The sequence below is a fragment of the Xanthomonas theicola genome (assembly GCF_014236795.1).
In the GTDB taxonomy this organism is placed as follows: domain Bacteria; phylum Pseudomonadota; class Gammaproteobacteria; order Xanthomonadales; family Xanthomonadaceae; genus Xanthomonas_A; species Xanthomonas_A theicola.
This window is the reverse complement of the sequence record NZ_CP049017.1, coordinates 3,603,105-3,622,909: the sequence shown is the minus strand read 5'-3', so window position 1 is coordinate 3,622,909 and position 19,805 is coordinate 3,603,105. Positions and strand designations below refer to the sequence as shown.

Here is a 19,805-nt window from a genome sequence, read left to right as displayed (position 1 = left end):
GGCATCATGGCCGCACCGTAGCGCAGCCGGAGTGACGCGCTTGCGAGCGCGCCGCGGCCTCGGGCATTGGGCGTGGCGGCAACGGCTCGCTATGCTGGCGGCATGACCGACGCGCCCGCCATCGCCGCTTCCGCTCCCGCCGCGCTCGCGACCGCCACGGCAACGCGCGTGGCGCTGCTGTTCGGCGGCAGCGGCCAGATCGGCGAGCGCCTGCTGCACGGCCTGCTGGCCGCCGGCTGGCAGGTGCATGCGTTCTCGCGCATGGAGCAGCCGCCGCGTGCCGGCGTGCACTGGCATCGGGGCGAATTGAGCCAGCTGCAGGCGCCGCCAGTGCAGGCCGCTGCGATCTTCAGTTGCGGGCCGCTCGATGCCTTCGCCGACTGGTACCGGCGCACGCCGCTGCGCGTGCCGCGCGTGGTCGCGTTCGGTTCCACCAGCCTGGCGGTCAAGCGCGATTCGCCGGATGCGGCCGAACGCGACGTCGCGCGGCGCCTGCGCGAGGCCGAGGCCGCGCTGTTCACCGCCGCGGCCGCGCGCGCCGCGGCGGTCACCGTGCTGCGCCCGACCCTGGTCTACGGCGCCGGCCGCGACCGCACGCTGAGCGCGATCGCGGCGCTGGCGCGGCGTCGCGGCTGGTTCGTGCTGCCGCGCAGCGCCCGTGGCCTGCGCCAGCCGGTGCATGTGCAGGACCTGGCCGACGCGGCGCTGGCGGTGCTGGCGTACCCGGCCACGCATGCCCGCAGCTATGCACTGGGCGGCGGCGAGGTGCTCAGCTACCGCGACATGGTGCGGCGCGTCCTGGCCGCACTGCAGCCGCCGGCGCGGCTGCTGCTGCTGCCGCACGCGGCCTTCGTCCTGGTCCTGGCCACCGCCCACGCCGGCGGCCGCCTGCGCGGCATGAACCGCGCCGCGCTGCTGCGCATGGGCGATGACCTGGTATTCGACCTGGCGCCGGCGCGGCGCGATTTCGGCTATGCGCCGCGCGCGTTCTCGCCGGACGCGGCAATGCTCGGCGTACCGCGCTGAAACGCAGCGGCTGGCTCAGTAGCGCCAGTCCAGGCGCCGGTAGAGCTTGGCCAGCACCCACGCCGGCCCGATCAGCAGGTACACCAGGTCGGTGAGGAAGCTGGGCGTGTGGCCTTCCAGCTTGTGCCCGACGAACTGCGCGCACCACGCCGCCACGAACACGCCCAGCGCCAGCCACAGCAGGCCCTGCAGGCCGATGCGCGCCTCCAGCAGCCGGCACAGGCAGCCGCAGAAGAAGAACGCTGCGAGCATGCCGTAGCCCAGCGGCCGCGACAGCCGGTTGTAGAACATCCACGCCGCGAACATCGCCAGCGCCGCCCACAGCCCGTTCTGGAACCAACTGCCGCCGACCGGGATGCACCACAGCAGCGCCACCACCGACCACAGGATCGCCGGCACCGCGAACACGTGGATGCGCTGGTTGGCGGCATTGCGGTGATCGTCGGCATAGCGGGCGAAGTAACGGTCGATCGGGCGCGCGTAGGCGGTAGTGTCCATCGTCCCTCCCAGGGATCGGGCCAGCATAGCGCCATCGCCGCGGCGCTGCGGAGACAGCGCCGCGACGTCAGCGCAGGCGGCCGGCGTCCCGATCCGTCAGGATCTTGCCGCTTGCCGCCCGCGTGCAGCGACGCGCAGCGCCGCCGCTGGCTACATGCCGTTGCGAAACGCGTCGAGCGCATCGGCGCTCACCCAGCCCTGCGCGCAGTCGCCGCTGTACAGGCCCGGCGCGGTCGCGCCGGCCGCCACCAGGCGCTGGATCGGGCGATCGCCGTCGTGGTCGCACAGCGCATTGCCCTGGCACTCCTCCACGCTGCTGGCCGGGATCGCGACCACGTAGTAGTACAGCGGGTTCTGCGCGGTGCGGGTGATGCCCTGCACGCACACCAGCTCCCTTGCGCGAAGCGGGCGCGCGGCCGCGCGGCGCTGGCGCTGTCCGGGATGCGCTCGGACACGTCCACGTCCATGGCGACGCCGGCAAAGAAATCGCCTTTGCCGCAGTCGACGTCCAGGTCCACGCTGTAGCGCTCGCCTGCGGCGCTACAGCGCTGTAGGTGGCGGTGTCGCAACGGGCACCGCTGGCCCGGATCAGCGCTTGCAGCCGATCGCCCGCGGCGCTGGCGGCACCTGCGGCCGCTGCCTTTGCCGGCGCCTGTGCGGGCGCGGCAGGGCCAGGAGGGTCGCCCGGTGCGCATGCGCCCAGGCCGAGCAGCCGCCCGGCGCTGCACAGGCCAGGCAGAAAACGCGAGCGGATCGGCATGTTTGCATCGTGAGACCTTTGCGTGGGAGGAGCCCAGGCTTGGCAGGTATGCGCGCCGCGCACCGACGCCATCGCGGTTCGCGCGGCGGCGCCTGGCGGCGCCAGGGGCGCGGCGGCCTCGTCCCGGTGCGTGTCAGTCGACCGAAATCCCCGCCAGCCGCTGCAGCGCTTCAGCATACTTGCCGCGGGTGCGGTCGATCACCTCCTGCGGCAGGCGCGGGCCGGGCGCGGTCTTGCCCCAGTCCAGCGTCTCCAGGTAGTCGCGCACGAACTGCTTGTCGTAGCTGGGCGGGCTGGTGCCCACGGCGTACGCGTCGGCCGGCCAGTAACGCGAGGAATCCGGGGTCAGCATCTCGTCCATGATGTACAGGCGGCCGTCGGCGTCGGTACCGAATTCGAATTTGGTATCGGCCAGCAGGATGCCGCGCTCGGCGGCGAAATCGGCGGCGAAGCGGTAGATGCGCAGGGTAGCGTCGCGCACGCGCTCGGCCAGTTCGGCGCCGACCGTGTTGACCATGGCGTCGAAGTCGATGTTCTCGTCGTGGTCGCCGACCGCGGCCTTGGTCGACGGAGTGAAGATCGGTTCGGCCAGTTTCTCGGCCTGGCGCAGGCCGTCGGGCAGCTCGATGCCGCCGACCTTGCCGGTGCGATGGTAGTCCTTCCAGCCGCTGCCGATCAGGTAGCCGCGGGCGATGGCCTCCACCGGCACCGGCTTGAGCTTCTTGGTCACCACCGCGCGCCTGGCGTACAGCGCCGGGTCCACGCTGGCGGGCAGCACCGCGGCCACGTCGATGGTGGTGAGGTGGTTGGGCATCAGGTGCTCGGTCTTCTTGAACCAGAAGTTGGAGACCTGGCACAGCATTTCGCCCTTGCCGGGAATCGGATCGGGCAGCACCACGTCGAACGCCGACAGGCGGTCGGTGGCGACCATCAGCAGGTAGTCCCCGGGCGGGGCATCGGCAGGCAGGCGCTCGCGGGGAAGATCGAATACGTCGCGGACCTTGCCCCGGTGACGCAACGGCAGGCCGGGCAGATCGGATTGCAACAGCGTGGTGGACACAGGCACTCCTACGGACTTCGCAATGGCGGCTGTCCCGGAACCCGGCGAGCCGGCGGCTGGACAGCGGGCCGCGTAGTGTACGGCCGGAAAGGCCCGCTGTGCCGTAAAATGCGCGGCCTTGTCCGCCGAGCCCGCCCTCGCCCATGCACTGGTACGGAAAACTGCTCGGCGCGATCGCCGGGGCGCTGCTGTTGCGGCCCAATCCGGTGTTCGGCGCGGCGCTCGGGCTGCTGATCGGGCACGCCCTGGACGCCGACTGGTTCAAGCTCGGCCAGCGCGAGGATCCCTACCGCGAACTGGGCGTGACCCGCGACGCCAGCGACGCCGAGATCGAACTGGCCTACCGCCGGCTGATCTCCCAGTACCACCCCGACAAGGTCGCCGGCGGCGCCCCGGAGTTGCGCGCGCGCGCCGAGAAGAAGGCCAGCCAGCTCAACACCGCCTACGACCGCATCCGCACCCTGCGCAAGCGCTGAGACCTCGCCATGACCGATTGCATCATTTCCCCGTCCATCCTCTCCGCCGACTTCGCCCGCCTCGGCGCGGAAGTGGACGCCGTGCTGACCGCCGGCGCCGACTGGATCCATTTCGATGTGATGGACAACCACTACGTGCCGAACCTGACCATTGGCCCGATGGTGTGCCAGGCCCTGCGCAGGCACGGCGTCACCGCGCCGATCGACGTGCACCTGATGGTCAAGCCGGTGGACCGGCTGATCCCGGATTTTGCCGAGGCCGGCGCCAGCCTCATTAGCTTCCATCCCGAGGCCAGCCGCCACGTGCACCGCAGCATCCAGCTGATCCAGTCGCACGGCTGCAAGGCCGGGCTGGTGCTGAACCCGGCCACCCCGGTCGACATCCTCGACTGGGTGCTCGACGACCTGGACCTGGTGCTGGTGATGTCGGTCAACCCGGGCTTCGGCGGCCAGGCCTTCATTCCCTCGGCGCTGGACAAGCTGCGCGCGATCCGCGCCAGGATCGACGCCAGCGGCAAGCCTATCCGCCTGGAGATCGACGGCGGGGTCAAGCCGGACAACATCGCCGCGATCGCCGCCGCCGGCGCCGACACCTTCGTCGCCGGCTCGGCCATCTTCAATGCGCCGGACTATGCCGCGGTGATCGCGCAGATGCGCGCCGCGGTGGCGGCGCGCTGAGATGGCCGCGCTGCGCATCCGCCCGGCCACGGCCGACGACGCCGCGCTGATCCTGCGCCTGATCCGCGACCTGGCCCGCTACGAGCGCGCCGAGGAGGCGGTGCAGACCGACGAGGCCGGCCTGCGCGCCAGTCTGTTCGGGCCCGGCGCCACCGCGCACGCGCTGATCTGCGAAGCCGATGTGCAGCCGATCGGCTATGCGGTGTACTTCTACAACTACTCGACCTGGCTCGGCCGCAACGGCCTGTACCTGGAAGACCTGTACGTGGACCCGGCGCACCGCGGCAGCGGCGCCGGCACGGCCATGCTGCGACATCTGGCCAGGCAGACGCTGGCCGATGGCTGCGGCCGTTTCGAATGGTCGGTGCTGGACTGGAACCAGCTGGCGATCGACTTCTACGAAGCGGCCGGCGCGCGCGCGCAGCACGAGTGGACCGTGTACCGCCTGCAGGGCGAGGCGCTGGCCAGGTTCGCGGCCGGCTGAGCGGCGTGCAAAAAGAGGTTCATCGCCCAACTGAGTGGAGAGGCGCACGGCCGACCGGTCGGACTTGCTGTTGTCCAGGCAACCCACTGAAGGTCGGCCGCGGCCGAGCAGGATTGTATGTCCCGGCTGGGCGGCTGGGAGGGGTGCGGTGTCCGCAAGCGGCGGCATGCGTCCCGTGGGCAGCAGCGTTGGGGAGTGATCGACCTGGAGCCGGCGCCGGGTGCGCAACGGCACTGCATGGGCTGCGGGCAGACGGTGACAGCGATTGATGACCGCACGATGCGGCGCATCGGCGAGTTGCCGGTATTCGGCGATCCGGTGGAGTTGCATGTGCCGTGTCTGCGCCTGGCTTGTCCGAGGGGCGGCCCCCGGCGGCAGCGGCTGGACTGGCTGGATCGGCATGGCCGGGCGACACGACGGCTGGCCGAGAGCGTGGCGCGGCCATGCGCGGCGACCTCGGTACTGCACGCCGCCCGTTGGCATGGGATCGACTGGAAGACGGCCAAGACAATCGCTTTCAGGACCCTGGAGCGCACGCTGGGGCCGCTGGAGCTGGACGGGGTACGCGCGATCGCGATGGACCAGTTCGCGGTGCACAAGGGCCATCGCTACGCCACCGTCGTGGTGGACGTGGAGCGCAAGCCGGTGCTGTGGGTGGGACGGGGCCGCCCACGGGTCCAGGTCAGAGCCTTCTTCGAACTGCTCGGCCCCCAGCGCTGTGCCGACATCCAGGCGGTGGCGATGGACATGAACGCCGCCTAGGACCTGGAAGTGCGCCAGCACCGCCCAAACGCGCGCGTGGTCTACGACCTGTTCCATGTCATCGCCGAAGACGGCCGCGAGGTCATCGGCCGGGGGCGGGTGGATGCGGCCAACCCCCTGCGCCACGACAAGCCGGCGCGCAAGGCGGTCGAGCGTGCGCACTGGCTCCTGTTGCGCAATCGGGCCAACCTGGCCGAGTCCGAACGGATCCAGCTGAGCGAGGTGCTGCAAGCCAACCAGACGTTGATGACGGTCTACGCGATGAAGGAACAACGCAAGGCGCTGTGGAATGCAGGTACGGCCCGGGCCTGGCGCCGTGCCTGGAGGCAGTGGCGACGCCACGCCCGGGAGAGTGCGATCCCGGCCCTGATGCACTTCGCCAGGTGCCTGCGGCCCGACTGGCGCGGCATCCTCCGTCGGGTACGCTGGCCGAGGCACACCGGCTTGCTCGAAGGCATCCACAACAAGATCAAGGTCATCAAGCCCATCGCCTACGGCTAACGCGATGACGCCCACTTCTTCCTCAAGATCGCGCTGCCTTCCACGCAGTTGGGAGATGAACCAAAAAAGAGCCGCACTGTCGCCAGTGCGGCTCTGGGTAGAGAGCGGAGGCCGATCCTGCCTCCATCCGTCGTCCTTGCTATGGACTCCCATGGTCCGCGCGATCGGTGACGTGCGGATGACAGCACGGGGACATCGCAGCGGCGGTCGCGCGCTGGCGCGGCGCCGGCCCGCCGCGCGCATTCACGATTCCCGCATCCGCCGCCGGCTAGGCTGCGCGCCTGATCCCGGGAAGGTCTGCATGGCAGCACCGCATTGGCGTCTGATCCTCAATGGCAAGTCGGCGGGCGAGGAGCCGCTGCGCGAGGCCGTGGCCGCATTGCGCGCGCGCGGCATCCAACTGCAGGTGCGGGTGACCTGGGAGGAGGGCGACGCCGAACGCTACGTGGCCGAGGCCGTGGCCGATGGCGCGGACTGCATCGTCGCCGCCGGCGGCGACGGCACTTTGAGCGAAGTGGCCAGCGCGCTGGCGCACCATGATGCCGATGCCGCGGCGCTGCCGGCGCTGGGCCTGGTGCCGCTGGGCACCGCCAACGATTTCGCCACTGCCGCCGGCATTCCCGACACGCCGCTGGCGGCGCTGGAGCTGGTCGCGCAGGCGCCGGCGCTGGCCATCGACCTGCTGCGCATCGAGGCCGAGCACGGGCCGCACTGGTGCGCCAACGTCGCCAGCGGCGGCTTCGGCACCCAGGTGACGGTGGAAACCGACGAGGGTCTGAAGAAGATGCTCGGCGGCCTGGCCTACCTGATCACCGGCATGAGCCGGCTGGGCCGGATCGATCCGATCCAGGCGCGGTTCGAGGGGCCGGATTTCCGCTGGGAAGGCGAATTCATCGCGCTGGGCCTGGGCAACGGGCGCCAGGCCGGCGGCGGCCAAGCGCTGTGCCCGGACGCGCTGCTCGACGACGGCCTGCTCGACCTGACCATCGTCCCGGAGATGACCGGCGCGGTCGCCGCCACGCTGGGCACGCTGGTCACCGCCGGCAAGCAGGCCGCGCTGGAGCGGGTCGCGGTGCGCGCGCGCCTGCCCTGGCTGCGCATCGACGCGGCGATGCCGCTGACCTTGAACCTGGATGGCGAGCCGGAGACCTCGCGGCACTTCCGCGTCGATTGCGTCGCCGGCCGCCTGCGCATGCACCTGCCGCCACACTCGGCATTGCTGCGCGGCCGGGCAGGCTAGCGGCGCGCGCGGCTGCAACCGTTGCCAGTCGCCGCAGTTGCGGTAAAGTAACCGCCGTGTCCAGCCTGACGACCCCGCTTTCCCTCACTTCCGCTCGCCGTGCGTGGCGATGGTGGCCTGCAGCCGTCGTCTGCCCCGCCACCGCGTCCTGGAAGGAAAGCCGTCTTGATCACCCGCGAGCAGTTCCAGCGCTACGCCGCTGAAGGCCACACCCGCATCCCCGTCGTCCGCGAAGTGCTGTCCGACCTGGATACGCCGCTGTCGGTCTATCTCAAGCTCGCCGACGCACCGCACACCTATCTGTTCGAATCGGTGGAAGGCGGCGAACGCTTCGGCCGCTATTCGATCATCGGCCTGCCGGCGCGCCGCGTCTACACCTTCCGCGGGCATACGCTGGAAGTGCGCGATCGCGGCGAACTGGTCGAGCGCCGCGAGGTCGCCGATCCGTTCGCCGAGGTCGAGGCGCTGCGCTCGGCGCATTCGGTGCCCAAGCTCGACGGCGTGCCTGGCTTCACCGGCGGCCTGGTCGGCTGGTTCGGCTTCGAATGCATCGGCTACATCGAGCCGCGCCTGGCCAGCGGCGACAAGCGCAACGAGCTGGACACCCCCGACATCCTGTTGATGCTGTCCGAGGAAGTGGCGGTGTTCGACAACCTCAAGGGCCGCCTGTACCTGAGCGTGCACGCCGATCCGCGCGACGCCCAGGCCTGGGAACGGGCGCAGGCGCGGCTGGACACGCTGACCGCCACCCTGCGCCGGCCCGGCGCCGGCTATCCGGCGCCGCTGGCGCGCGAGGTGCTCGACGAACGCGACTTCGTGTCCGGCTTCACCCGCGAGGGCTTCATCGACGCGGTGGAGAAATCCAAGGAATACATCCGCGCCGGCGACATCTTCCAGGTGGTGCTGAGCCAGCGCCTGAGCGTGCCGTTCGGCGCGCGCCCGGTGGACGTGTACCGCGCGCTGCGCGCGCTCAATCCGTCGCCGTACATGTACTTCCTCGACGTCGGCGACACCCAGGTGGTCGGTTCCTCGCCGGAGATCCTGGTGCGGCTGGAAGCGGGTCAAGTCACCGTGCGCCCGATCGCCGGCACCCGACCGCGCGGCAGGACCGTGGAAGAGGACCTGGCATTGGAAGCGGAGCTGCTGGCCGATCCGAAGGAGCGCGCCGAGCACCTGATGCTGATCGACCTGGGCCGTAACGATGCCGGCCGGGTGTCGCAGGCCGGCACCGTCGCGGTCGGCGAGCGCTTCGTGATCGAGCGCTACAGCCACGTCATGCACATCGTCAGCGAGGTCACCGGCACGCTGCTGCCCGGGCTCAGCTATGCCGACGTTCTGCGCGCCACGTTCCCGGCCGGCACCGTCAGCGGCGCGCCGAAGATCCGCGCACTGGAAGTGATCCGCGAGTTGGAGCCGATCCAGCGCAACGTCTATGCCGGCAGCATTGGCTACCTGGGCTGGCACGGCGATGCCGACACCGCCATCGCGATCCGCACCGCGGTGATCAAGCATGGCCGCCTGCACGTGCAGGCGGGCGCCGGCATCGTCTACGACTCCGATCCGCAGAAGGAATGGGACGAGACCATGAACAAGGGCCGCGCGCTGTTCCGCGCGGTGGCCGAGGCGGCGAAAGGGTTGTGAGCGGGATCGTGCCGAGCGCGCGCATCAGCTTCCGCAACGACTACAGCCAAGGCGCGCATCCGCGCCTGCTCGCCGCGCTGGCCGCGGCCGGCGCCGCGCAGCACGGCGGCTACGGCCTGGACCGGCGCCGCGCCGCGCGGCGCCGCTGATCCACCGCCAGATCGCCTGCGCCCGCATCAGGCGGCGATCGCCGCCTGATGCGGGCCATGCCACCCACGAAACCGGCGCGATCGAGGCCGCCGGGCACAAGGTGCCGACGGTCGAGGCGGCCGACGGCCGGCTCGCGCCGGCGCTGGTCGTGCCGCTGCTGGCCGAGCACGGCAACGAGCACAGGGTGCAGCCGCGGCGGCTGTACGTATCCAACACCACCGAGGTCGGCACGCTCTACCGCAAGCGCGAGCTGCAGGTCCTGCGTGCATTCTGCGACGCGCACCGGTTGTGGCTGTTCCTGGACCGCGCGCACCTCGGTAGCGCACTGACCGCCGTGGGCAACGACCTGCAGCTGGCCGACATCGCCGCGCGGACCGATGCGTTCTACATCGGCGTTACCAAGAACGGCGCGTTGCTCGGCCAGGCGCTGGTGATCGCGAGCCCGACACGCAGTCCGACTTCCGCTACCTGCTCAAGCAGCGCCGCGTGCTGCTGGCCAAAGGCATGGTGCTGGGCGTGCAGTCCGCCGCGCTGTTCGAGGACGGCCTGTCCTACCCACTGGCCGCGCACGCCAGCCGCATGGCCGCGCGCCTGCGCGCAGTTCGCCTCGGACTCGCCGACCAACCAGCTGTTGATGGCCCTGCCCGCCGTCGCGGCGCTGGCGCAGCGCTACGATTTCGAGCGCTGGCAGCGGCTCGCCGATGGCCGCTGGGGGATCCGCCTGGCGACCTCGTGGGCCACGCAGGCGGAAGCGGTCGATGCATTGTGTCGCGTTTCGCCGCGCTTGCGGTTCCCCCGGCGCGCAGCGCGCGGCCGGATGACAACGCGATCGCGCCCGGCGCAGTGGGAGCCGGAGCGCGTCTGCGCCCTGGCCCAGGCGCCGGCCGCCAGCGCCGCGCGCAGGCCCGGCGCAGCATGCCGCCGGCGGCATGCTGCGCCGGGGCCGCACGTTAAGGCTTGGGGTCGCGATGCTGCGGCGATCAACGGCGGTGCGCTGCCATCAATGGGACGGACCGCCCCCGCCTCTTCGCGGATGTCACTGGACTGCCAGGCAATGGTCGTGGCGATGCGGCGATCTTTGAGATTGCCCGCTGAATCCCCGGCCTCGTTCTATCGCTTGTCTTCGAGGTAGGAACAGGACTATGAATTCGCCTAGCATGTGGGGTCGGTAGAAGTGATTCTGAGAAACCAGCGCCGCAGGCGCTGGTCCCTCGCCGGGAAGGCAGCCTTGGTGCGGCGCACCTACGAACCCGGACGAGCGTGTCGGAAGCCGTGGAGTGCGCCGCGGAAAACTAGAGTGGATTGCGCGCTCGTCCTTGAGATGCACCACGACCGCCAGTTCGAAGTACTTGCGATGCATCCATCCTGAGCCTGCCGTGTTGGCCTTCTTGCCAAGCACGTGTTCGCGCCAGAGCTTGGACATCCAGTCGAAGTCCTGACTCTGGCGCAGCTTAACAGGCTGCTGAAATACTTATTTCCGGGGTGAATTTTGATACTTTTCCCGCCCAAAATGACGCACGCCAAACGAAAGGTCAATGACTTGCATGGCAAGTCATTGACTTTCCTGATTAGCCCTGACCCTCAGCCGCTGCAATGGCGAGTCCCTCGCAGAACAGGCCACAGTCCAGGCTGGAAGCGCATCACGGCTGCGGAAAGTCGCGCCAGCACTTCGCGCAGGCAAAGCCTGAGGTTGAGGTTGAAACGATAGGAAGCTTCGGACAAGTCGCACCGTAAGCGGCCCATGCCTGAAAGCTGGCTGAGAATCAGGGCTAATCAGGTCGACTTTTGAAGGCTGTCGACCAGTATTTCAGCAGCCTGTTAAGGGGGGCGATCTCGATCAGCTCACGGCGTTGGTTGCGCAGGAGAGCACTGCGGCGGACACCGGCTCCATCCGAGCATCGCGGCTGGTGGAACGCAGATTCATCAGTTCCAGCCCGTTGGCAGCAGAGGCCGCGCCGGCTCCGCTCGCGTGCGTCCGATTATTGTGCATGGGCTGCATTCAACGGACACAACAAAGGGCGTGCAGATCACGTGCCATCGTCACGATCTGTTGTTTTTTGTCGGCATCCAGATCATCCAGCGCGGCTTCCCCCAAGAGCGGACCCGACGGCATCGGTCTACCCATGGGCTGTTGCACAACCAGTCCCCAGGCGGCCGAATACGACGGCTCGGACATTTCCAGCACGCTTGAGTCCATCGCCTGTTGCAGGCTGCTCATGGCGCGCCGATTACCGCGATAAGCTTGCTGCTCAAGCCCGAGCACAATCTGCTTAAACTGCTCGCGCTCGGCCAACGTCATCTCCACCCTCCCGTCGCCGTCTACCCGGGCCGCCAGCGTGTCCAGCAAGGCGCCGGTTTGCTGATCCAGCAATATCACCTTCGCGTCGCCGTCGCCTTGTGCGGCGGCCTGGTGCAACAGGCGCAGGGCCTCGACGCGAGCTCCGGGACCGAGTCGACCGCAACGCTGGCGACGATGCTTGGCCTCGGGCGTCTCCAGCGCCGCCACGTCTGTGGTTGTGATCCCCATGGCGGGGGCGTTCAAGGCATTCTCGGCCAGCGTGGCGCACTCGAGCAGATGTTCGGCAAGCCGGCGGAGCTCGTCCGCCGTATGTCGAGGTGCGGGCGCTCCCGACGCCAATTCGCCCGCAGCAGCAGCGACCGGAACTCCGGTAGAACGAGATTCGGCGGGAGCCAACGTCTGGCCATCGCCGTGACCGCAGCCAGCGGCCAGCATGATCCCAAACATCGTCATTACGCCAAGCCATTTCATGGGACGAGCCGTTTCATAGGATCTTTTTTTTAGAGCGTGTTATGAACTTTGAAGGATGGTAGCGGCGTTGCTGAGCATGAGCACGGTGAAGACGACGAAGTGCAAGCCAGCCAAGGTTTCCGGCAAGCGCTCATAGTCGCGTGCCAATCGTCGGAATCGGTTGACCCAGCCGAAGCTGCGTTCGACGACCCAGCGCCGAGGAAGCAAGACGAATCCTTTCTTGGCTTCGGGAAGTTTCACCACGTGCAGTTCGATTCCTTCTGCCTGCGCGGCTTGCGCCGGCTCCTGCCCGGTGTAGCCTTGATCCACGAACGCCAGTTTTACCGTATCGCCCGTGACATGTTGCACCTCTTGCGCCAGCGAGCGCACCTGAGCGCGTTCTTGCTCGTCGGCAGGTGTGACTTGCACTGCAAGCAAATATCCGAGCGTGTCCACCGCCATATGCACCTTGCTGCCCTTCTTGCGCTTATAGCCGTCGTAGCCTGCACGTGTGCCGCTCTCGCAGGTGGATTGCAGCGTCCGCCCGTCCAGGATGACAGCACTGGGTTGGCCATGTCTGCCTTGGGCAACACGCAGGATGGAACGCAGGTCGTTGACCATGGCTTCAAAGCAGCCCGCCTGCAGCCAGCGTTGTGTCTGTTGGTAGACCGCTTCCCATGGCGGGAAGTCCTTGGGCAAAAGGCGCCATGGCGCTCCAGCACGTGCCATCCAGCGCAGCGCATTGAACATTGCCCGCAGCTCGTACTTGCGCTGCGGAGCGTGCTCGGTCATCAGGCTCAGGTAAGGCGCTGCGAACGCCCACTCTTCGTCGGAAATGTCGGTCGGATATGGGCGTTTGCTCTGCATCCCGCTACGATAGCCGGATCGACTCAAAGTTCATAACACGCTCTAAGGCACGGTAATCGCGGAAGGATATCGTTCCACCCGCCGCTTGCGTCATTTCAGCGCCTGTTGGATCAGCATGTCTCTTCTCTCGACAATGATGGCGTCCCTTGCCTGCCGCCGATACACATCCTTATCGGGAGTGATCCGCCGATCCAGCCGCAGTACATGGTAGCCCGACTGCCCTTGCACCGGCCCGGCGGTGCCGCCCTCGGGCAGTTGGGCCAGTAGCGGGAAAAACGTGTCTGCGATGTTGCTGCCCAGTACGGGGGAAAGCAGGCCTCCCTCCGATGCGGTGGCAGCGTCGTCGGAATGCGTTTTCGCCAATGCGGAAAAATCGGCGCCCGAATCGATCTTGCGCTTGATTTCCATCGCCCGGCGCGATGCATCCGACTCGCTGCGTTTGGTTTCCGCATCGATCTGGCCGGACGCCACGAAGATGTGGCGAATGGCGTACTGATCGAAGATGCCCGGGTGGGCGGCTCCATAGCGCGCGATGTCGTCATCGGTGACAGTCGCGTCCCTCATGATCGATTCCCATGCGATCTCCGCCAGGATGACGGCCCGCACGGCGGAGATCGCATCCTGCGCCGCGCCAGAGTGATCCAAGCCACGCTTCTCGGCGATCGAGGCCAGGTTTCGGATCCGATGGATTTCAATCATCTGAGCGGCCGAAGGAACCGCCATCTCCGGATCAGAAGGACGAAGCAGCCACGACAAGTTGGTGCCGATGCGCAGCATCCTTCCTATGGCGCTGTCCAGATAGCGCTCACCTTCTGCTTTCGAAGCCGACGCGGGAATGGGAGGGGGAACCGCGGCAGGCGCCGCGGTTCCCTGAAATGCCGAACCCATTATCATGATGGAGGCCATCAAACGCGCGGCCGTCATACGCAAACGACGAAAGTCCATGGAATTCTCTGTAGAAGTGACAGGGTTCAGCGATTCCTACTACCAGATTCGCATTGCAGCACTACAGACGCTGGGGATGAGTCTTGCGGCGACCATTACGTGTTAGGAAATCGAGGTCGTCACGCATGCCATCCGTCGTGATCAAGCCAAATCCCTGATCGTAGAGGAAGTTAATGTCGTGGCGGCGATCGTCGGTGTCGCGACCGGCAATCTGGCCATTGACACGGTAGGTGAAGTGCAGATCCGACAGTTTGTAGCAGCACGCACCGGTGTTGTTGTAGAAGTTATTGGGATATGGACCGTCTGGGATGGCATGGAACACCGCTACTTTCCTCATGCGCTGGCCGGCCTGGGTTTTCTGGAAACTAAGCAATCCGTTCGGCTGCTTGACGTTTATCTCAAGCGTCCCTACCTCGGTGACCCAGGCGTTGAAGCTGCTGGCGATGCTGATTTTCTCCAGCATATTGGTGGTGAAGACCGGAATCGCGGTCACGTTGTTGGCGTATCGGCGGTAGTCCGCAGGTGTCGGGAAAAGCGAGGCATTGACCTTGATCGCAGCCGTCAGGTGGGGAACGGAACTGTATTTGGCGGCCAGCTTGTCCACCGCCGCGACGGCATCAGCCGTCTTGATGTCGAAGATGATCGGCGCAGGATTGGGCTTATCCGCCCATAACTGGAGCGCCATCTCGGCGGAGGGAACGGTGAATCGACTGATCGCATTGCGATTGTCGTACAGTAATTTGAGGTTCTTGACAAAATTCCAAGTCACGGAGGAAACGGGTGGATTGCTGCCTTGATTGGTTATCGGGTTGTACTTGGGCACCCGCATCACTTCATAGTAGTTCGTGGTACGCCCCAGGTTGAGATCGTGCATGAGGACGGGAACTCCGTCACTCGTCATCTTGACATCCACTTCGATGCCGTCCACGCAGGAATTCATGGCGCTCTCCACCGACCCCAACGAATTCTCCGGAATTTCCGGACGACTGTTGAGAGGACCCCACAGACCACGGTGCGCAAGTAAAAGCGTGTCCGCGGTCCTGTCGATGTTGCGTATCTCACGCATCCTTTGAGTGGCGCTCGCACAAGCTGATGCCTCTGCCGACACGCCGAGCATGGCAAACAGACACGCAGTGAAAAGCGCGCCACTGACTTGCATTTTCGGATAACTATTCATCTCACGGTCTCTCTCTACTATTGTGGGATAAGAACGAGGAAGCAATGTTCGATACTTTGGGGCGGACACTGACGCTTCTTTTAGCTGGCAGCACAGCGTTGAATACACATCAGTACAGCAGGAAGACAGTATGAGATGGAAATTATTATATTTTTCAAGATACACCCGCGCTGCCAGCAATGATGCTAGCAAGACTTTATTGAGTTATTATTTCATATTGATAATATATTTGTTTCGATATCGACCTGGCCGCCCGGAATTTTACGGAATAGATAGTGCCTTATTTAGGTTGCAGTATTGGGTCGTGCTGTGGATTGGGGTATTTATCCCAATTTCCACTTTTTTCCGACTTTCTATCAGGGCGTCAGGAAATTCCCTGTATACGAAAAGCGTCGCGCTACCTGATTGGCCCGGAGTTTCAGCGTGATCGCAGCCTGTGAGGGAACTGGAGCCGAGGATGAGTCCATCGTTCTCCTGAGACCTGACGGACGACCATGAAGCGCACGCAGTTCCAAGCCGTGACTTTCGCTGCTGCCGTTCCTCAAGCGCTGCGCGACTTGCCGACCTTCTCCGCTGAAACTCCGTGCTGATCAGGTCACGCTATACGAATCGAAAATGTGTGCGATGCGTAGTCCAGAGGTGTGGCGGCCAGAGCATTTCCGATTCTTGTATTTGCAGCCAGCGGAGTGCTGTGGGAGCGACTTCAGTCGCGAAGGGCTCTACCTGTAAAGCTCGTCGCGACTGACGTCGCTCCCACAAGTGGCATCACTATGGATCGAAAGTGTTCTGGCAAGCTGACGAGATCCGTCCGCGCCGGTGCAACTGCTGCATGCAGATGCCGCTCACGGCCGCGCGCGGATGCCGAGCTGATTGGCCACCGGGCGCTCACGGCCGGGAATGCCGGTGTGGATGCTGCTGTTGAGCACGCGCACCTGGCCGTCCACCCGCGCGGCCATGGTGCTGGAGCCGCCGCCGTCGAGGTTCATCGCACTTCTGGCGCCGAGTTGCTCGAACACCGCGCTCAGTTCGTCCAGGGTCATGCCCTCGCTGTAGTGCGGCTGGCGGCCGTCGACCACCACCAGCCACAGTGTCTGCCGCGCCGCGTCCAGGCCCAGCGCGGTGCGCGGCTCGCGTTCGTCGTAGTACGCGGCACGGCTGGCCTCGCGCGGCTGGCGCTTGCCGTCGAGCAGCAGCAGCGGACCGGCGCCGATGCCGACGCGGGTGCCGCGCGGACAGCCGCCGCGGACGATCCGCGCGCCGCGCGCGCCGGCGCAGAAGGCGCCGTCCACGCGCGCGTCTTCGGTCCGCGTGTCCGAGGCGAGCCGGCCGTCGCTGATCGCCAGGCCCTCGGCGGTGACGCCGCTGCCGGCCAGCGGCACGAAGGCCTTGTCGAGCAGGCGGCCGCCGTCGAACGGCAGGAAATAGTCGGCGTTGATCGCCAGCGCCAGGCCGTGCTCGCGCACGAAGGCGCTGGTCGGCGTGGCGACGAATTCCTTGCCGCCGCTGCGGTCGCCGGGAGTGCCGACCAGTTCCAGCCCGGGCGTGCGCAGGTCGATCTGCGCGATGTGCAGCATCGCCGGCGCCGGCGTGCTGCGCGCGCTGCGCCAGTAGCGCACGCCCTGCGCCAGCGCGATCGGCGCGCTGGCGCCCTGCGGACGCTGCAGCTGCGGTTCGATCGCCACGCGCGCGCCTGCGGAGGCGGCCTGCACCGCAGCCAGGACCGCATCGATGCGCCGCGGCGGCGTGCGTAGCAGCAGGCGCCGCTGCGGTGCAACTTGCAGCAGCTGCGCCAGGTCCGCGCAGCGTGCGCCGGCACAGCGCGCATCGAAGCCGGCGCGCGCCGGGCCGGCCTCGGCATCGGCGACCTGCAGGGCGATGCGCGTGCCGTCGGCCTTGCGGCAATCGCGCACGGCCTGCAGCACGTCGTCGGCGAACGCGCCCCAGCAATCGGCACTGAGCACGGTTTCCATCGGCACGAACGCCGGCACCGCCGGTGCCGGTTCTGCAGCGCATGCGCTGGCCGCCAACAGCGCGCCACCCAGGGTCAGCATCCAGCGCAGCTCAGAACACATAGTCCACTCCGACATAGTACGCGCGGCCGTTGTCCAGTTCCTCGCGCAGCAGCGTCTGGTCCACGCCGGTCGTGCGCGAGAGTTTGGCGTTGGCGAGGTTCTTGCCCTGCACGGTGATGCGCAAGTGTTCGCCGGCGCGGTAGGCCAGCTGCAGGTCGTAAGTGGTGATCGCGTCGTAGTAGCGGTCGTTGGCCGGGTTGTCGGTGGCGAAGGCGATCAGCTGCTTGTCGGTGTAGTTGCCGCTCAGGCGCGCGCTGAACGGTCCCAGGTCGTACAGCAGCGAAGCGTTGGCGGTGCGCTTGGGCGATTCCATCAGCGCCGGCAGCGCACGCAGGCTGCCGTCGGCCATCTGCAGGTCGCCGGTGCGCGCGTCGAGCACGGTGACGTTGAACATGCCGCCGAAACGCGCCAGCGCGCCGGGCAGGAAGTCGAAGTGGGTGTCGATCGCGGTGAGCTCCGCGCCGCGCACGCGCGCACCGCTGGCATTGACCTGTTGAGTGGTGGTGACCCGGTAGGTGCCGGTCAGTCCGCCCGGATCGGTCTGGGTATCGGTCGCGGTCCGGCGCACGATCTCGTCGCGGATGCGTTTCTGGAACAGGCCCAGCGACAGTTGCGCGTCGCGGTCCGGATACCATTCCAGCGACAGGTCCAGATTGTCGGCGCGGCGCGGGCGCAGCGCCGGGTTGCCGATGCTGCGCGAGATGGTGAACGCGGTGGTGCTGATCGTGGGCGTGCTGTTCTGGCCCAGATCGGCGTAGGTCGGCTGGCCGAGCGTGCGGCTGCCGGCCAGGCGCAGCTTCAGCGTCGGCGCGATGTCCCAGCCGAAGTCCGCCGACGGCAGCAGGTGGCGCTCGCTGCTGTCGGTGCGCTGGCCGACGTAGTTGCTGGTGCTGTTCAACGGTTGCGGTACCGGACTGGTCACCGAGCGCTGCAGGGTCTCGTTGCGCAAGCCGAACGCAGCCTGGGCGGCGTCGCCGTGCCAGGTGCCCATCAGATACGCAGCGCCGCCGCGCTCGTCGACGGCGAAGTCGCTGAGCGCGCTGTTGCGCAGGTTGCTGGCGGCCAGCGCGTAGCGCAACGGATTGGCCGCGAAGTAGGTGGCGACCTTGGCCGGATCGATCAGCAGCAGGCAGCTGAAGTCGGCGTACGGGCAGACCCGCGCGCCGTCGCTGCCGACGTCGGCCAGGGTGACACGGCCGAGCGGGGTGTAGCGCACTTCGTCCAGGTCGTAGCGCTGGCGCAGGTTGCGGTACTGCAGCCCGGTGCGCAGGCCCCAGCCGCGCGCGTCGGCGTCTGCGTTCTGGCTGTAGTCCAGCTTCAGCGTGGTGGTGTCGGTGCGGCTGTCCTCGAGGCGATTGAAGAAGTAGGACTGCAGGTAGTTGGCGGCGTTGCCGTAGTAGCCGGGGTTGTCCAGCGCCAGTGTCGGCCGCGCGCGCCCACGTAGCGCGTAGCCGAAGCCGAGCTGCGCCGATGCGGCGCTGGCGAACACGTCCTCGCGGGTGTCCTGGCGGTAGCTGCCGCGCGCGCGGTTGAGCAGGAAGTCCAGGTGCCCGCTGGCATTGGCGGTGTAGCGTCCGTCGAACTGCGCATAGCGCAGCTCGCGGGTCTGGTGGAACGCGTCCGCGTCCACCTGCGCGTTGCCCTGCGCGTAGTGGCCGCTGTCGGCCGACGCGATCGTCGCGTCGCCGCTGCGATTGACGAACTGCGCGCGGCGCTGCTCGTCGTTGTCGTGCTCGAAGCGGCCGGCGCTGAGGTTCAGCGTCAGCGCGTCGAAGTCGTCGTACTGCAGCTTGCCGAACACGCTGCGGCGCTGACGGACGTTGTCGTAGGTCAGCGGGCGGAATCGGTCCGGCGCCAGCGCCATGCCGGCGGTGTCCAGGCCCGGGCGCAGGGTCTGGCGCACGCCGTTGCGGTAGTAGCTGTAGCTGTCGATCGCGGTATCCAGCGACGAGGAGTCGCGGCGGAAATAGTCGGCCGACAGCACGAAGCCGAAATGGCCGTCGGCGCCGAAGGTGTCGCTCAGGGTGACCTGCGCTTGCCCGGACGGGCCGGAATCGTGCAGGTAGCGGCGGTTCTCCCAGTCGGCCAGGTTGGCGCGGACCGCGGCGAAGGGACCGGGCTTGTCGAAGGCGCTGCGCGTACGCAGCGCGGCCACGCCGCCGATCGCGTCGGCATCCATGTTGGCGCGGAACGATTTGTTGATGTCGACTTGCTGCACCAGCGAGGCCGGAATCACGTCCAGCGACTGGGTGCGGCGGCTGGTCTCGGTCGAGGGCAGGGCGACGCCGTCGATCAGCACCGCGTTGTAGTCGGGGTTGAGCCCGCGCAGGCTCATGAACTGCGCTTCGCCGCGACCGTTGTTGATCATCATCGACACGCCGGGCACGCGTTGCAGCGCTTCGCCCAGGCCGAAGTCGGGGATCGAGCCGACGTCGTCGGCGGAGACGCCGTCGGAGATCACCTCGGCCTCGCGCTTGGCGCCGATCGCCTGGCGGATCGACAGCCGCTGGCCACTGACGGTGATGGTGTCCAGTAGGGTCGGGTCGGCGGCCGGCGCGGTGCCTGCGGCGCCGAGCCCCGGACCGGTCGCGGCGTGGGTGCCGGCCGCGCTGCCCAGGGCCAGGGCCAGCGCGGAAAGGCGGAGTGGCCTGCCGGGCCGGCGGTGGGCGGAAATGTGATGCATGTTGCGTCCCCTGGTGTGTGGAATCGACAATTTACT

General features: G+C 67.4%; 15 protein-coding genes and 2 pseudogenes. 8 read left to right on the top strand and 9 right to left on the bottom strand.

Annotated elements, in window-relative coordinates; genetic code table 11:
• Nucleotides 1-120 precede the first annotated feature (120 nt).
• Nucleotides 121-1,026 (top strand): SDR family oxidoreductase, encoded by a 906-nt coding sequence (locus tag G4Q83_RS16865; RefSeq protein ID WP_386273595.1) that lies wholly within the window; start codon nucleotides 121-123, stop codon nucleotides 1,024-1,026.
• A 15-nt stretch (nucleotides 1,027-1,041) separates the two neighbouring features.
• On the opposite strand, the gene G4Q83_RS16860 is transcribed toward G4Q83_RS16865, so the two are convergent.
• The 3 genes from G4Q83_RS16860 to G4Q83_RS16850 all read right to left on the bottom strand — a co-directional run bounded on the left by G4Q83_RS16860 (nucleotide 1,042) and on the right by G4Q83_RS16850 (nucleotide 3,344).
• Nucleotides 1,042-1,524: an Mpo1 family 2-hydroxy fatty acid dioxygenase gene (locus G4Q83_RS16860; RefSeq protein WP_128419693.1), complete on the bottom strand. Its 483-nt coding sequence runs from the start codon at nucleotides 1,522-1,524 to the stop codon at nucleotides 1,042-1,044.
• Nucleotides 1,525-1,674: 150 nt separating this feature from the next.
• Nucleotides 1,675-1,905 (bottom strand): hypothetical protein, encoded by a 231-nt coding sequence (locus G4Q83_RS23615; protein WP_246432135.1) that lies wholly within the window; start codon nucleotides 1,903-1,905, stop codon nucleotides 1,675-1,677.
• Between the two features lie 512 nt (nucleotides 1,906-2,417).
• Nucleotides 2,418-3,344 (bottom strand): phosphoribosylaminoimidazolesuccinocarboxamide synthase, encoded by a 927-nt coding sequence (locus G4Q83_RS16850; RefSeq protein ID WP_170069150.1) that lies wholly within the window; start codon nucleotides 3,342-3,344, stop codon nucleotides 2,418-2,420.
• A gap of 143 nt (nucleotides 3,345-3,487) precedes the next feature.
• Here G4Q83_RS16850 and G4Q83_RS16845 point away from each other — a divergent pair, with 143 nt between their 5' ends.
• The 7 genes and pseudogenes from G4Q83_RS16845 to G4Q83_RS16815 all read left to right on the top strand — a co-directional run.
• Nucleotides 3,488-3,820 carry a J domain-containing protein gene (locus G4Q83_RS16845; RefSeq protein WP_128419691.1) on the top strand — a complete coding sequence of 111 codons (333 nt, stop codon included), beginning with the start codon at nucleotides 3,488-3,490 and terminating at the stop codon, nucleotides 3,818-3,820.
• A 9-nt stretch (nucleotides 3,821-3,829) separates the two neighbouring features.
• Nucleotides 3,830-4,498, top strand: coding sequence for a ribulose-phosphate 3-epimerase (rpe, locus tag G4Q83_RS16840; RefSeq protein ID WP_128419690.1), 669 nt, complete (start codon nucleotides 3,830-3,832; stop codon nucleotides 4,496-4,498).
• Between the two features lies 1 nt (nucleotide 4,499).
• Nucleotides 4,500-4,982 carry a GNAT family N-acetyltransferase gene (locus tag G4Q83_RS16835; protein WP_128419689.1) on the top strand — a complete coding sequence of 161 codons (483 nt, stop codon included), beginning with the start codon at nucleotides 4,500-4,502 and terminating at the stop codon, nucleotides 4,980-4,982.
• A gap of 117 nt (nucleotides 4,983-5,099) precedes the next feature.
• Nucleotides 5,100-6,245 (top strand): annotated as a pseudogene (locus G4Q83_RS23610) (ISL3 family transposase).
• A gap of 301 nt (nucleotides 6,246-6,546) precedes the next feature.
• On the top strand, nucleotides 6,547-7,485 hold the full coding sequence (gene yegS, locus G4Q83_RS16825; protein ID WP_128421823.1) for a lipid kinase YegS: 939 nt from the start codon (nucleotides 6,547-6,549) through the stop codon (nucleotides 7,483-7,485).
• Nucleotides 7,486-7,650: 165 nt separating this feature from the next.
• Nucleotides 7,651-9,126, top strand: coding sequence for an anthranilate synthase component I (gene trpE, locus G4Q83_RS16820; RefSeq protein ID WP_128421822.1), 1,476 nt, complete (start codon nucleotides 7,651-7,653; stop codon nucleotides 9,124-9,126).
• Nucleotides 9,123-10,045, top strand: a pseudogene (locus tag G4Q83_RS16815) (threonine aldolase family protein); the annotation flags it as partial. The gene trpE and the pseudogene G4Q83_RS16815, both read left to right, overlap by 4 nt.
• Nucleotides 10,046-11,275: 1,230 nt before the next feature.
• On the opposite strand, the gene G4Q83_RS16810 reads toward G4Q83_RS16815, so the two are convergent.
• The 6 genes from G4Q83_RS16810 to G4Q83_RS16785 all read right to left on the bottom strand — a co-directional run bounded on the left by G4Q83_RS16810 (nucleotide 11,276) and on the right by G4Q83_RS16785 (nucleotide 19,769).
• Nucleotides 11,276-12,046, bottom strand: coding sequence for a hypothetical protein (locus G4Q83_RS16810; RefSeq protein WP_128421820.1), 771 nt, complete (start codon nucleotides 12,044-12,046; stop codon nucleotides 11,276-11,278).
• Nucleotides 12,047-12,085: 39 nt separating this feature from the next.
• Nucleotides 12,086-12,892, bottom strand: coding sequence for an IS5 family transposase (locus G4Q83_RS16805; RefSeq protein ID WP_185817193.1), 807 nt, complete (start codon nucleotides 12,890-12,892; stop codon nucleotides 12,086-12,088).
• Nucleotides 12,893-12,982: 90 nt separating this feature from the next.
• A complete protein-coding gene (locus tag G4Q83_RS16800) occupies nucleotides 12,983-13,837 on the bottom strand; it encodes a peptidylprolyl isomerase (protein WP_128421632.1) in 855 nt (284 codons plus the stop codon).
• A gap of 61 nt (nucleotides 13,838-13,898) precedes the next feature.
• On the bottom strand, nucleotides 13,899-15,014 hold the full coding sequence (locus tag G4Q83_RS16795) for a glycerophosphodiester phosphodiesterase family protein (RefSeq protein WP_128421633.1): 1,116 nt from the start codon (nucleotides 15,012-15,014) through the stop codon (nucleotides 13,899-13,901).
• 842 nt (nucleotides 15,015-15,856) lie between these two features.
• The gene (locus tag G4Q83_RS16790; RefSeq protein WP_246432134.1) at nucleotides 15,857-17,086 is read right to left on the bottom strand and encodes a phosphodiester glycosidase family protein; all 1,230 of its coding nucleotides are present in this window, start codon (nucleotides 17,084-17,086) and stop codon (nucleotides 15,857-15,859) included.
• Complete coding sequence (locus tag G4Q83_RS16785; protein WP_128421634.1) at nucleotides 17,076-19,769, bottom strand: TonB-dependent receptor; 2,694 nt, start codon at nucleotides 19,767-19,769, stop codon at nucleotides 17,076-17,078. Before G4Q83_RS16785 ends, G4Q83_RS16790 begins: the two co-directional genes overlap by 11 nt.
• Between the last annotated feature and the right edge of the window lie 36 nt (nucleotides 19,770-19,805).